This window comes from Desulfuromonas thiophila (assembly GCF_900101955.1).
GTDB classification, from domain to species: domain Bacteria; phylum Desulfobacterota; class Desulfuromonadia; order Desulfuromonadales; family Desulfuromonadaceae; genus Pseudodesulfuromonas; species Pseudodesulfuromonas thiophila.
The window spans coordinates 31,371-45,057 of sequence record NZ_FNAQ01000012.1; the positions used below are offsets into that span (position 1 = coordinate 31,371).

The following is a 13,687-nucleotide window of genomic DNA, read 5'->3' on the forward strand; positions in this document are numbered from 1 at the left end:
AGCCACCCTGCCTTCACAGCCCCTGCGTTACCCGTGCTGTCGTTGTTTACAGTCTGGCTGAAAGAATGACCCTTTTTTAGCGGGTTGGATACGATCACGGCTTGCACCGCAGTCGCATTTGGTGCTATACCAAGCCCGTTTGAGTTCCAACCCACGTTTTATTCGCTATTGCTATCGCAGCAGTGGCAATTGCACCTCTCGTTTCGAACAGGAGACAGTATGGCTCAGAATGCAAAACTCACCAAAGCCGAGCAGATTGTCGTCAAGTTTACCGGAGACTCCGGTGACGGCATGCAGCTCATCGGTAACCAGCTGACCGCCCTGGCGGCTCTGGACGGCAACGACGTCAACTCGCTGCCGGATTATCCCTCTGAAATCCGCGCCCCGGCCGGCACCGTTGCCGGCATCTCGGGTTTCCAGATGTGTCTGGGGGATCACAAGATCTACACCGCCGGTGACGCACCGGACGTGCTGGTGGCCTTCAACCCGGCCGCCGTCAAGCACAGCTCCAAGTTCGTCAAGGCTGGTGGCATGATCATCACCAACTCCGACACCTTCACCGACAAGGCGCTGGAAAAGGTCGGCTTCAAGAGCAATCCGCTGGAAGACGGCAGCCTGGCCGGCTATGACGTCAAGGCCATTCCGATGCACACCCTGGTGCGCGAGGCCCTGGCCGATATGGACATGCCCAACGCCGCCAAGGATCGTTGCAAAAACTTCTTCGTCATGGGCGTGCTGTGCTGGCTGTTCAATAAGACGCCGCAGCTGGTCCTCGATTTCATTCAGGAGAAATTCGGCCCCAAAGCGAAGAAGCCCAAGCTGGAAATCGCTGAAGCCAACACCAGAGCCTTCAAAGCGGGCCTGAACTACGGTGAAACCACCATCATGTTCCAGGAGCGCTACGACCTGGGTGCCGCCCAGATCGAAAAAGGCCTCTACCGCAATATCACCGGCAACGACGCCGCTGCTCTGGCCATTGCCGCCGCTGGTCACAAAGCGGGCCTGCAGCCGTTCATCGGCTCCTACCCGATTACCCCGGCAACCGACCTGCTGCACTACGCCTCGGAGTTCAAGGACCTGGGCCTGGTGACCATGCAGATGGAAGACGAGATCGCTGGTATCTGCTGTGCCGTTGGCGCCGCTTGCGCCGGCAACCTGGCCTTCACCACCACCTCCGGCCCCGGTCTGGCACTGAAAACCGAAGCCGCTGGCATGGCTCTGATCCTGGAGATCCCTCTGGTGATCGTCAACGTCCAGCGCGGTGGTCCCTGCACCGGTCTGCCGACCAAGACCGAGCAGTCTGACCTGCTGCAGTCCATGTTCGGCCGCAACGGCGACAGCTATATGCCGATCATCGCCGCCAACAGCCCGGCTGACTGCTTCGATGCCACCTATCAGGCCGCCAAAATCGCCCTGAAGTACCGTACCCCGGTAATCGTTCTGACCGACGGCTACATCGGCCAGGGCAGCTGCCCGTGGAAGGTGCCGACCATGGCGGAACTGGAAGACCTGCGTCCCTATGTCAACCTGTGGAAACCGGAAGATCACCCGGGCGAAACCTACCAGCCCTACAAGCGTGATCCCCAGACCCTGGCACGTGACTGGGCCATCCCCGGCACCAAGGGCGTGCAGCACCGTATCGGCACGCTGGAGAAGGACGCCCTTACCGGCGCCGTCAGCCATGATCCGATGAACCACCAGATCATGACCGAGACCCGCTACGCCAAGGTTGAAAAGGTCGTCCAAGACCTGCCTCCTGTTCAAATCAACGGCAAGGATTCCAACAAGATCCTGGTCATCAGCTGGGGCGGCACCTATGGCGCCGTCAAGGGCGCTGTCGATCGTCTCATCGCCGAAGGCAAACCGGTATCCGGCATCAACCTGCGCTGGGTGTGGCCGTTCCCGCCCAACCTGGGTGACATCATCAAGCGTTTCGACAAGGTCCTGGTACCCGAGCTGAACATGGGCCAGCTGAGCCTGCTGCTGCGTGCCCGCTACCTGGTGGACGTGCAGTCCCTGTCCAAGGTTCAGGGCGACCCGTTCCGCGAGTATGAGGTCATCGACAAAGTCCACGAGATGTTAGGAGAATAATCACCATGGCAGAACTGACTAAAAAAGATTTCGCCTCCGCCGCCGAGGTTAAATGGTGCCCGGGTTGTGGCGACTACGCCATCATGAATGCCGTGCGCGAAGGCATGGTTGCCGCTGGCAAGCCGCGTGACGAAGTGGCCATTGTTTCCGGTATCGGCTGCTCCAGCCGTTTCCCCTACTACATGGAAACCTACGGCTTCCACACCATCCACGGCCGCGCCGCTGCTGTGGCATCGGGTCTGAAGGTTGCCAACCCGAAACTGGACGTCTGGGTCATCTCCGGTGACGGCGACTCCACCGCCATCGGTGGTAACCACTTCATGCACGCCGTGCGTCGTAACGTGAACCTGAACTACGTTATGATCAACAACAAGATCTACGGTCTCACCAAGGGTCAGTACTCGCCCTGCTCCGAAATGGGCCAGATCTCCAAAACCAGCCCCTACGGCGTGATCGACTACCCGATGGCTCCGCTGCGCGTGTGCATGGGCCTGGGCGCCACCTTCGTCGCTCGCGGCCTGGACGCCCTGATGAAGCTGTCGGAGGAAATCTGCATCCGTGGTGCCCAGCACAAGGGCTTCAGCATGATGGAGATCTATGCCAACTGCGTGATCTACAACGACGGCGCACACAAAGCGCTGGTCGACAAGGAAACCGGTGCCAACCACCGTATCGTTCTGCGCCATGGCGAGAAGATGATCTTCGGTGTCGATAATGACCTGTGTCTGGTTCAGAGCGGTTTCGGCATCAAGGCCGCCAAGGTAGCCGATGTGCAGGAAAGCGACATCCTGGTGCACGACGAGAAGAACGCTGAAATGGCGGCGGTTCTCACCGCCATGCGTCCGGATGCTGGTCTGCCCATCGCCCTGGGCATCATCTACGCCGACGATAGCAAGAAAACCTACGACGACATGGTCTATGAGCAGATCGAGGCCGTTAAAGCCAAGCGCGGTCGCACCATGGACAAGCTGCTGCAGGAAGGCCACACCTGGACGGTGTAATCCTCCTTTGCAACACTGAGCGCAAACAAAAAAGCCCGGGATATTCCCGGGCTTTTTTGTTTGCTGCATTTTTGTTTCCTGCAAGTTGTCTGCAAAGCGGTCACAGACCAAGCTCACCCTTTACTCTGCACCGGCACAAACAACAGAAACCCACGCTGCTCACCTGAGGCGCAACAGCGCCCGACCAAGCACTCGCCAGCCCTGAGCTGAACCTTCGTCAGCCCACTGCCAGCTGCAGCAAAAGGCTCCCTGTCAAATCTCTACCACAACAGCACAGGCGACACTCATCATGGACAGGGCAGGGATGGACGGCGCGTCAGTCCATCAGCGTTTCCGCCCGATCAACCTGGCCCCAATCTTCAAAGCCCCAACTTTCCAGGCGCGGCAACCAGGGCGAGCGCGTCATGGTGCGCAGAGGCGCTGGGGCCTGGGACGCAGGAACCAGGGCCGGTGGTGCTGGCGCAACCGTCAGGGGGTTCTCAGCCGGCGCCACCCTGTCGCCGCCCGGCGGCACTGTCACGAGGGGCAGGGATTGCACCTGCTCAGGGGCCAAAGCACCCGCCATGACGGACGCAACAGGCTCAGCACGCGGCGCTGACGGCGGATGCGTTGACGCGATTGACGCAGCCGCAGCGACCTGCTCAACCGGCGTTGGCGGAACGGAAGACTGGCGGGCGTCAGGAGTCATCACAACCGACGGGGTTGACGCAGGCTCCGTCAGGGCCGCTGGGGCCGCCTGGGGCAGACGGGCCAAACCAGCAAACACCGCCTCTAAGGCAGCCAGATGATCAGGCTCGCCACCACGAGGATAAAAGTAATCGGCCAACGCCACCAGTTGCTGATCGGGCAACGTTTCAATGCGCAAATGCAGGCTGGCCGGCTGGTAGATCAGCACACTATCCTCGGTCAGATCCTTGCGCCACTGCCAAAAGAGTTTGGCCTCAACCTGAGCCTGCGATCTTGGACTGGCCTGCCAGGCCAGAGCGGCTAGCTGTTTGGCGATCTGCTCATCAAACCAGGCCGCCGACTGACTGGCTGGTGCCTTGTCAATCGCGACCTGAACACGCTGGACCTGGCTGGGGTTCCAGCCCTGCTGCAAATCCACATGCAAATGGGCACAACCCGCCAGCGCCATGAGGATCAGCAACAGCGGCCAAAGGAACCTGGCGAAGAAATTAGCGGCCTTCATGGGGGGGTCTCCTTGTCAACAGCAGGCCCTAAGGGCCAGAAAAATTGCAGCAGATCCTCACGCTCCTGCTGCTTAAGGCGTACCGCTGGCATCTGGCTCAACGGGCGGATCTTGCGCGGATTCACCAGCCAGTCAGACAGTGCCGCGCGAGTCCAGTTGGCGCCCTCACGCGCGGTGGGGGGGTAAAAGGCACCGGCCAGCCCCGACAGGTCGGGCCCAATGCGGCCGCCGCCGAGACTCCCGGCAGAGGCCGTCAGCATCCGGTGACAGGCGCCACAGTGCTTCTCAAAGGGATGGGCCTCATCAGCGGGATGGGCGAAATGAACCACCTCAGGCGGCTGCTGGCTCGGCGGGACAACCCACTGGGCCGCATCGAGCAGACCGGTAATCAGCAGATCACGCTCGGCCACCGCCAGTTCGAAATCGGGCATGAACAAGGCCGGCTGATCCAGCGCCTGTTCCAGGGCAACACTGGCGCGCTGGGGTACCACCCCATCAAGAATTGTCGCCAGGCGCTCGCCAGTGCCACCAATCTGATGACAGCGGCGACAACCGTAGAACTGCAGCGCCTCGGCCGCAGCCAGTCGCAGCGGTGTCAACCTCAGACCATAGGCGCTGTGAACAGCGCGGATCAGACCACTGTGGGCCAGTTCCTTGCGACGGGTGGCGTCATTGCCCCGATGACACTGGCCACAGGCAGCCTGCTCACTGTGCGGACAGCTGAAATCATGACAATGACGGCACAGCGCCGCCTGACTTTGCGTCGGCTCCCCCAGTAGCAGAATCAGAAAAACCAGCCAAAGACCCAATTTTCCCCCCGCAGGTACAGAGCGACAAACGTCAGCGTCACAATCATACCAAAGGTCAGCAGTGTCAGCGCATTCACCCAGCGCTGATCGGCCGGCAACCACCGGGCCTGACGTGCCGGTCGGGTACGCGGCAGCCAGGGCAGCACAGCAAACAGCAGGCCAAGCAGCAGCAGGCCATAGACCGCCTGTTTGGAATAGCTGACCACCTCCTGAGTCCAGACCAGAAACCAGGCCGCACGTGACGGATTGGGTACCGTCGCCAGATCCGCCGGCTCCAGCAGCGGCGCCGGCAGCAGAGCCGCCAGCGCCACCACCAGCAGACAGACCACCGCCATGGCCTGACGGATCAGGCGGAAGAAACAGGGCGAGCTTCGCACGTAATCGGTATGGGGATCGGGCTTTTTCACAGGTACGGCAGCACTCCCTTCTGTTTGCGGATGCGATAGAAATGCAGGCCGCACAGCAGCAGGGTCAGAAGCGGCAACACCACCACATGCAGCAGATAAAAGCGCAACAGCGACAGCGGCCCGCCGACCTGATCCGGCACCATGAAACGGTAGAACAGCTCCCCCAGGGGCACCGTCCGCACCAGCTCCATGCCGGTCTGGGTCGCCCACAGGGCAAGCTGGTCCATCGGCAACAGATAACCGGTATAGCCAGAGAACAACGCCAGCAACAGCAGGCTGAAGCCGATCAGCCAGTTCCACTGGCGCGGCGGCCGGTAGGCGCCCGTCAAAATCACCCGCAGAGTATGCAGAAACAACAGCAACAGATAGCCGTTGGCGGCAACGCGATGCAGACTGTGAAGAAAATGGCCGCCAAACACCTGCTCCTCAATCAGCAGAATCGAACCGTAGGCAGCGGCACTGTGGGGCTGATAATAGAAGGCCAGCAGCACCCCGCTCAGGCCCAGCAGCAGAAACAGGGTAAAGGCCATGCCACCAAGGCAGAAGGTGTAACGGATGCGCAGATTCGCACGCAGCACCACCCGCGGAAACAGATGTCGGAGAAAATCGCGCATAGGCTCCTCAAAGGGTTCAGCCACGCCCAATTGGCTGATCGTAAACCTGCCACTGATCGCCCTGCCGTTGCAGTCGCAGGCGCGGTAACGCCTGGCTGGCCGGACCGGCCTGTACCGCTCCCGCCGCATCAAAGCGGCTGCCATGGCAGGGACAGACCAGCGCCTCGGGCAGCACCGCCAGGGTACAGCCCAGATGGGTGCAGACCAGGCTCAGGGCGTACACCTGATCCTGGTCACGAATCAGCGCCAGACGCTGCTGGCGAAACACCAGGGCACCGCGCTGTGGCAGATCGGCATCGGCCACCGTGACCAGCAACCGGGCCGGCACTGCCGGCAGGGTAAAAAATCGCCGCAGAAACCAGCCTCCGGCCAGCCCCAGCATCAGGGTTTTGATGAAGCGGCGGCGGCTGGCAGCAGGGTTTGCCATTTTCTGACGTATCCTTCGACAAAGGCCGGTGACGGGCGCGTCAACCGGTCAAAACGGTCCTGGGGGAAAAAGGTTCCGTTGCGCAGGCGCTGGCCCTGCTGGTGCCAGAAATCGGCCAGCCCCAGACCGTCAAGATCGGGCCGGTAGATGCGTCGCTCTGGCGGCTGCAACAAAAAACGGCGGGCATCGCCATGGCAGGCATCGCACAGGGGTGCGCCACGACGGATGCTGTGCGGCGCGTAGGCCTTCCATTCCGCCGCCAGCAGACGGTTTTCCTGCCCCACCGGCTGGTTGTCGCGCATTTCACTGTAATAGGCCAGAAACTGCGGCCGGATCGGACTGACCAGCCCCTGGTTGTTCAGGCCCAACAGCGGCCCGTCCTGTCGGCGCAGATAGCTGCTTTTCACATAATCGGTACCCGCCGGCCGCACACGGAAATACTGCCGGTTGCTGCTCCCGCCCAGTTTCAGATAGAAGGTGCCATATTCCTGCGCTGACCAGGCAGCATGACAGCTGCTGCAGCTCAGCCGCTCAAGATGCGCGGCAATACCATGCTCAATCACCGCCGCAGCGGGCGTATGACAATCGCGACACGTCCGGCTCACCCGCAAGCCCTGCTGCAAGCCCGCCATGGCGTGACAGTCGCCACAGACCAGCCCGGCTTCGGCATGGACATCGGGCCTCATCTTCAGGTAGTGCTGCCCCTGGGCCTGCGGACCGCGCTGATAGCGTTCATGATCCTCACGCGGCGCCCGCCCCAGGTAGTCCCAGCCGACGAAATAACCGTTATGGCAGCGCAGGCAGCTGTCATTATCCGGCCGCCGCAGGGCATGGCCATCGTCACCGTGGCAATCGTGACAGCTACTGACATGGCAGCCCAGACAGTTGGTCTGAAAGAAGGCCGCATCGGCCTGGCCCCAGCTGCGCCGGCAGAAAGCCTGTTCCTCGGCCCGCGTCGCCATGGCGTGCTGAAAGATTTGCGCCGAATCGGCATGGCAGCCCTGACAGCCCGGCGCCAGCGGGCCATCGGCGGGTCGCCGCAGGTTGCCGGCGGCGCCATGACAGCTCAGGCAGTCGAGGCCGGCGTGCACGCCTTCCAGCCGGGTTTCATGGCACTGGCGACAGCTATCGCCAGCCGCGACCGCCGGCTCAGCGCGGCTCGCAGCCGCCATCAGACCGCTGCCCAGCAGAGCGCAGCAGACGGCCATAATCCAGTTTTTGCTGATAAATGACATCCTTGCCACTTTCATGACAGACCAGACACTGATTGACGGCGAAAACCCGCTGGATCTCCTCCCCCTGCAGCGGTCGGCTGTGTTCGCGGACAATGGCCGAAAACGCCTGAATCCCGTTCTGAGTCATCTGCTGGAAACCATCCAGGGGTTTGTCGTCGGCCTTTTCGCACAGCAGGCTGGCCTCGACTCGGCCAGCGACTACCTGATGCTGGCCGAAACCGACAAAAACCGGATTGGCGTGACACTCACGGCACCCCACCGTGCGGCCGGTCGTGTTATGGGAATAAAAGGGCGCAAAACGCAGCTGCTGACGATCGCGAAACCGGGCGACATATTCCTCGGTCTCCGGCTGACCCCGCCGGCCCTTGACGGTCACAAAGGTCTGGCAGCCGGGCGTGACCGGTGCAATCTGGCCCCGCTGGTCAAGTGCCAAGGCAAAGGGATAAAGCGAGCGATAATCCTCGGTTTCACTGAAACGGCCCCGGGTCATGCGCTGGCGAATGAAGTCCTGGCCGGGCTGGGAACGATCATATTCCGTGTGGCAGCCGAAACACTGCGGCACCGCCGCCGAATGGCAGCTGTAACAGCTCAGCCGCTCATGTCCGGCTATGCGATGTTCCGGCGTACCGGTGATCACCTTGCTGACATGGCGTTGACCATCCCGCTTGCCCAGCACGATTACCTGTCCCTGTTCAAAAAAAACGTTCGAGTAGGGCCGCTGCTTGGCGGTCAGCACCGCTGGCGCCTCCAGTGGTGGCGCGCTGTGATAAGAGCGGGCCTCACGGCGAGCCTCCGTCTGTTCCCGCTGGGACGGCGCCAGCCGCGGGCGCTCGGTTGCGCTGCCGTGACAGTCCGTGCAGGCGATCTCGGTCTGCAGATACATGTTTTCATAGGCATAGCCATCGCCCATCAGGTCGCGCGAGGTATGACAATCGATGCAGTCCATGCCTCGCTGATGGTGAATATCCGCTTCGATCCGGGTGACATTGCGCACCCCGCTGATCAACTCCGGCCCCGGGAAAGCCTGGCTCACCGGCATCAGGCCGTTATTGCCATCATTGAGTCCCTGATAGGTCAGAGCAATCCGGCCGCTGCGGTTATGACAACGCAGACAAACCTCGTTGGTCGGCAACGGCTCCATGCGATGGCTGGCCGAATGGGGCCAGCGGCCGCGCATGGCCACATCCGTGCCCTGGTAGGTCGCGTTGTCATTAAAAGGAAAATGACAGGCGGCACAGCCCGACGCATGGGAGCCGGTCCAGACCTCATGCGATTCCATGCCGACATGGCACAGCGAACAGAACTTACGGTACAACTCACCGGCCAGATTGTTCAGCTGGGCCACATCCTTCAGTTCCAACGGTTCGCCGGCAGCATCGAACAGCTGCTGGGCCTGGGTGCCATACAGGTGGCCGTCCTGACCCTCCCAGGTCAGCTGGATGTTCTTGATGAAACCGGTGTTGGTGAACATGAGATTGCCACGCATCCGCTCCAACTGATAGGGATGGCAGCGCCCACAGGTTTTTTCCCAGAACGGCGGCGCCGACGGATTCCGCGGGCCATACATGCCGCCATGGGCCTTTTTTTTGTCCGGCTCCCGGGCATCGCCACCATGGCAGGCGATACAGTCGGTGTGGCTCGCGCTGGCCGGCTCCAGACCGACATGGCAGGCGACACAGTGCGACGCCGGCGGCTGGTGGCAGCCGGCCAACACCCCCACCAGAGTCAGAGCCCAAAACAGTGCCCCGATGCTGTTCGACCAGAATCTCACCGAACCTCCCGTCCCATCCATACCGCTTTGCAGGTCATGCGGCTTGCCGCGTCAGTGCCGGTGTCCGGCAGCCAGCGGACGAATCGGCATTCTATCACAGCCAGGCCTGCGCGACCACCATCGGCAAATGTGCTGCGACCGCTGCCAGACAAAAAAAGCCCTCCGGCCACAAAAGCCGGAGGGCGGGAACAACGCCAGACCGGAAACGGTCGGCGATTGTGGTGGCGATCTAGAAAATCACCTGCAGCTGCGCCGTGAGGGTATCGAAGTCCTGGCACTCGCGGCTCTCGGTGTCGAACTCAACCGTGGCGTATTCCACCGTCAACTTCAGATCCTGACCACGGAAATAGTAGTTGAAACCACCACCAAGCCAGTCGACTTCCTGATCGTACACGCCATCCCACTCGGCAAACGACCAGTTTTCAGCCCGAACAAAGAACTGCAGCGGGAAATTCGGCAACATGTAGCCGGCCTTCATGTAACCACCATTTTTTTCGCCATTGACACCCAGGGTGCTGGAGGTCGGAGTGGCACCCTTGTAGGCCTCGTCGAGATCGTAATCGACATAGGCGGTGGAGAAGGTGAAGGTACCAATGCCGTCGAAGGGATACTCGACGAAGAAGTCCACCGTCCAGGCCTTGTAGTCAACTGCGCCTGCTTCAAGAGCTTCGTTGGCGTAGGCCACATCGGCCTCATACTGATAAGCCGCACCCAGGGTGATGACCTTTTTGTTGCCCATATAGGTACCCCGGTAACCGTAACCGGTTTCCTTGTCGAGGAAGGTCAGGTGGGCACGGCCGGTATAGCGGAAGTTCGAATCCGGTGCTGACGAGGAATCGTTGCGACCGTTCATCACGTCGATGCGGTACTGGAACACATCGTCAAACAGATTGCCCCACAGGGCCACACCCTTGTCGCGGGTTCCCACAAACGGTGCGCGGATAAACAGCGAGCGGTCGAGGTTAAGCGGGATTTCGCAGGCCTCAAGGTTCTCACGCGTGAAATTATACTTGAACTTACCCAGGCGCAACTCAGCCGCATCGCTGAACTTGTAGCGGAACTGGGCGTCCAGCACGCGGAACTCAGACTCGTCGCCATCATCAACATTGAAATTGTCAATGTTGACATCCTCGGTGTATTCGGTCTGAAAGTAGAAACCGAGCTTGTCGTAGGCACCGATCAGGGCCAGACGGTTACGGCGAAAATTGAATTCCATGGTGTCGTCATCATCGGGACCAGCACCCATGTCGCGGTGGGTCAGCTGGAACTGGCCGAAATACTCCAGTTTCAGCAGGCCCTGATCCTCCGGGCCAAAGGTCCAGACCGGGCCGGCAACGGCCGAGGACGCCATCAGTACCAGCCCCGCGCAGGCGGTCAGCAGTTTTCCAAGTTTCACGATAGGACTCCTTTTTAAAAGGGTAACAGCAGAACAACGCGCTTTACAGAGCAACTGCCGCCTTAGCAGCCGCCACCGCCTGCGCCACCGCCAGAAGACGCACCATCACTTCCGCCTGCGGCGGGTGTTGCCCAGTAGGCGTAGTCCTCGTCCTCGATGCTGTTGGCATCGGCGTCATAGGGGCTCAGCATGCCGTCAAGAATGCGGAAGGTCGGCTTCTCGATGGTTCTGGGGAAATTCACGTTGTAGTAAGGACCGGCAAAGAACGGGCCATTACTCTCCAGCCGATGGTCGGTGATCAGCACGTCAGTTGCCCACTCGGACAGCAAGGTCGGCAGAGCATAGCTGGCATCGGGCACATAGGCGGCACCGGTCTGGTTGGTCAGGCTGCCAAACTGGCTCCAGGAACCGTCGTAGACCATGACATCCCAACCCAGGGCAACATCGATGGGCATGAAACCATAGGACGCAGCGTTACCGGCGCGGCAATAGGTAATGATCGGCTTGGAGCCGTCGATACCATAGCTTTCAAGCAGAGCACGGATCTCATCGGCGCTCTTCAGGGCATTATTGGGGCTGCCACCCACATAGAAGTCGGCATAACCAACATGGGCAACGCCTTCAATGCTTCCCTGGAAGATGACATAATCACCAGCCACATCGGCAAAAATACCTGAGGTTCCGCCAGCTTTTTCCGTATTGTTCAGCAGCGTGTTAAGGGGTTGAACACTTCCCTCTTCAACGCCAACAATCAGTTCACTCAGTGCCGCGCGCACATCATCACGCAGTGCCGGAAGATCACGCACACTAAATGTCGAAGCGGCCACATTCGGCTCGACCGTGGTCAGCTCATAGCCAGCAGCAGTCCAGGCCGCCTGGTTGCCATTGAGAACCTTCAGCTTCTCTTTCGGGAAACCCCAGTAGCGGAAGGTAAAGTACAAACGTGCCGGGTTGCCACTGCCAGCAAAGACCACTGTCGTGCGCTCGTCAATACCGCAACGCTGCAGTTCAGCGTCCATGGTCGGACCATCCAAAACCATGTTGCCACTGAGCACGGGGCCTTCGTAACGATCGATGCCAAGAGTGGACCACAGTTGGGCACCAGGAATATGCCCGGCCGCATAGGTCCCGCCAGCACACAGAATCACAACCTTTTCGTAACCGGTTTCATTGTTTACCAGGCCTTTATCCACCCAAGATTTCAGCGTTGCGGCATCAATCAGCACATTTTCGGTCTGGCCGACAACCGGCGGATTGTTTGTGCTGGTATCCGGTTCATCGTAGCTGTCGGAACCGCCACCGCCACCGCAACCCGCCAGGGGCAGTGTACCGACAAACAGAAACAGAAGCAGGGCCATCAGGCGCATGCGCGAACGTTGAAACACCTCTTTCATGTGACCTCCAGTAATCCAGTTGGCAGAAATAAAACTGTTCTCAACGGTTTGATCCACAGCATGGTCTTGCAGCCAGAAACCTCCTTTCCATGCAAAAAAACGAATGATCATTCACCTATGGCGGCAAACGTAGCACAGCAACCGGAGGTTGAAAAGACTATTCGATCACAAAAAGTGCAAACCAATCCGTTAAAATAATAAAATTAATTGCCAAGCGAATGGTTAGCGATGGCCGCCCAGGCGTTAGCCATCAGTTCGTCGGCAATCTCCTGCAGGGGGGTGTTCACCACACACAGCAGACGCAGCTGAATGGCCCGCAGAATCACACCGGTATAAGAGATGGCCGCGACATAGACATCCTGCCGGCGGATATCGCCCTGATCCATGCCCTGCGCCAGAATGCCGCGCACCAGCCGGAAGGGTTCGGTAAAACAGATGGGCGTGGTGTCGGTCATGAATTCGGCATGCTTCATGTAGAGCATGTATTCCATCATGACCGGATCAGACTCAGCCACGTCGAAGCACAGGCGGGCAAAGGCTTCGAGCTTTTCGCGTGTGGTCTGCGCATCCCGCAGCCGGGCATCGAGCATCTGCTGAAAATCCTGCAGTGTTTCGGCATGGATACGCCGCGCCAGGTCCTCCTTGTTGGCAAAATAGCTGTAGATGGCGCCGGTACTGACTCCCGAAGCCTTGACAATCAGCGGTATCGATACGTTGTAGTAGCCCTTTTCGACAAACAGCTGCCGCGCCACCCTGAGCACCCGCGCCATCTTGGCTTCGGGCGCAATCTCGCGCTTCTTACCCGGTGCCATATTTCCCCTCCTCTTGCCTGAATCAATCCCTGAGGCCGGTCGGAAATCCACCGGCGAAAAGCGGCGCCATCTTAGACCAACAGCACAGCAGAAGGAAACCCCGTTCTGATTGGAATCGGCTTCATTCCGCTGCAGCCTGGCCCCTGTTCCGCGCGGCCAGCAGCGCGGCGGGCCGAACGCACTGACACAGGGCCTCGTAGCCACCGTCAAGCACCCGCAGGTTATCGTATCCCCGTGCCGACAAATAGACATAAGCCATGGCCGCCCGCACACCATGGGGACAAAAGATTCCCACCAGAGGCTCCCTGGGCACCTCGGCCCAATTTTCGGGAAGCTGATTCAGCGCCAGGCACTGCCAGGGCAGCGGGAACGCCTCCCCCGGCAGCAGCGCCGTCATCTCTTCAGGGGTGCGCACATCCAGCACCCGCGCGCCGGGCTGCTGCAACAGCTCAGCAAAAGTCACCTTGTGGCGCAGCGTTCCGATAAACGCCAGATCCATCCGCTGCAACACAGCGTCGAGCATCTCCGCCTCCTTGTATGT

13 protein-coding genes are annotated in these 13,687 nt (G+C 60.2%); 2 read left to right on the forward strand and 11 right to left on the reverse strand.

The genetic code is table 11. The features are described from left to right. Positions 1 to 219 precede the first annotated feature (219 nt). Together BLR80_RS09555 and BLR80_RS09560 are read left to right on the forward strand one after the other, a co-directional pair. Positions 220 to 2,091 carry a 2-oxoacid:acceptor oxidoreductase subunit alpha gene (locus BLR80_RS09555; protein ID WP_092079239.1) on the forward strand — a complete coding sequence of 624 codons (1,872 nt, stop codon included), beginning with the start codon at positions 220 to 222 and terminating at the stop codon, positions 2,089 to 2,091. A gap of 5 nt (positions 2,092 to 2,096) precedes the next feature. Then, the gene (locus BLR80_RS09560; RefSeq protein WP_092079242.1) at positions 2,097 to 3,092 is read left to right on the forward strand and encodes a 2-oxoacid:ferredoxin oxidoreductase subunit beta; all 996 of its coding nucleotides are present in this window, start codon (positions 2,097 to 2,099) and stop codon (positions 3,090 to 3,092) included. A 316-nt stretch (positions 3,093 to 3,408) separates the two neighbouring features. On the opposite strand, the gene BLR80_RS09565 is transcribed toward BLR80_RS09560, so the two are convergent. From BLR80_RS09565 to BLR80_RS09615, 11 genes are all read right to left on the reverse strand, one after another. Then, on the reverse strand, positions 3,409 to 4,281 hold the full coding sequence (locus BLR80_RS09565) for a hypothetical protein (protein WP_092079245.1): 873 nt from the start codon (positions 4,279 to 4,281) through the stop codon (positions 3,409 to 3,411). Further along, positions 4,278 to 5,090 carry a selenite/tellurite reduction operon c-type cytochrome lipoprotein ExtS gene (gene extS, locus BLR80_RS09570; protein ID WP_092079248.1) on the reverse strand — a complete coding sequence of 271 codons (813 nt, stop codon included), beginning with the start codon at positions 5,088 to 5,090 and terminating at the stop codon, positions 4,278 to 4,280. The genes BLR80_RS09565 and extS overlap by 4 nt, the downstream gene beginning before the upstream one ends. Continuing rightward, positions 5,066 to 5,497, reverse strand: coding sequence for a selenite/tellurite reduction operon b-type cytochrome membrane protein ExtQ (extQ, locus tag BLR80_RS09575; protein ID WP_092079251.1), 432 nt, complete (start codon positions 5,495 to 5,497; stop codon positions 5,066 to 5,068). The genes extS and extQ overlap by 25 nt, the downstream gene beginning before the upstream one ends. Further along, a complete protein-coding gene (locus BLR80_RS09580) occupies positions 5,494 to 6,111 on the reverse strand; it encodes a cytochrome b N-terminal domain-containing protein (protein ID WP_092079254.1) in 618 nt (205 codons plus the stop codon). The genes extQ and BLR80_RS09580 overlap by 4 nt, the downstream gene beginning before the upstream one ends. Positions 6,112 to 6,127: 16 nt before the next feature. Next, positions 6,128 to 6,538: a QcrA and Rieske domain-containing protein gene (locus BLR80_RS09585; RefSeq protein WP_092079257.1), complete on the reverse strand. Its 411-nt coding sequence runs from the start codon at positions 6,536 to 6,538 to the stop codon at positions 6,128 to 6,130. Beyond that, positions 6,493 to 7,746 carry a selenite/tellurite reduction operon b-type cytochrome iron-sulfur cluster-binding subunit ExtO gene (gene extO, locus BLR80_RS09590; protein WP_245691458.1) on the reverse strand — a complete coding sequence of 418 codons (1,254 nt, stop codon included), beginning with the start codon at positions 7,744 to 7,746 and terminating at the stop codon, positions 6,493 to 6,495. The genes BLR80_RS09585 and extO overlap by 46 nt, the downstream gene beginning before the upstream one ends. After that, a complete protein-coding gene (extM, locus tag BLR80_RS09595) occupies positions 7,688 to 9,544 on the reverse strand; it encodes a selenite/tellurite reduction operon c-type cytochrome ExtM (RefSeq protein WP_245691459.1) in 1,857 nt (618 codons plus the stop codon). Before extM ends, extO begins: the two co-directional genes overlap by 59 nt. Positions 9,545 to 9,773: 229 nt before the next feature. Continuing rightward, a complete protein-coding gene (gene extI, locus BLR80_RS09600; protein ID WP_281241639.1) occupies positions 9,774 to 10,940 on the reverse strand; it encodes a selenite/tellurite reduction operon porin ExtI in 1,167 nt (388 codons plus the stop codon). Positions 10,941 to 11,002: 62 nt separating this feature from the next. Further along, on the reverse strand, positions 11,003 to 12,445 hold the full coding sequence (gene extH / locus BLR80_RS09605) for a selenite/tellurite reduction operon rhodanese-like protein ExtH (protein ID WP_092079262.1): 1,443 nt from the start codon (positions 12,443 to 12,445) through the stop codon (positions 11,003 to 11,005). 92 nt (positions 12,446 to 12,537) lie between these two features. Beyond that, complete coding sequence (locus tag BLR80_RS09610; protein WP_092079265.1) at positions 12,538 to 13,146, reverse strand: TetR/AcrR family transcriptional regulator; 609 nt, start codon at positions 13,144 to 13,146, stop codon at positions 12,538 to 12,540. A 121-nt stretch (positions 13,147 to 13,267) separates the two neighbouring features. Next, positions 13,268 to 13,669: a rhodanese-like domain-containing protein gene (locus BLR80_RS09615; RefSeq protein WP_092079268.1), complete on the reverse strand. Its 402-nt coding sequence runs from the start codon at positions 13,667 to 13,669 to the stop codon at positions 13,268 to 13,270. Positions 13,670 to 13,687: the final 18 nt, after the last annotated feature.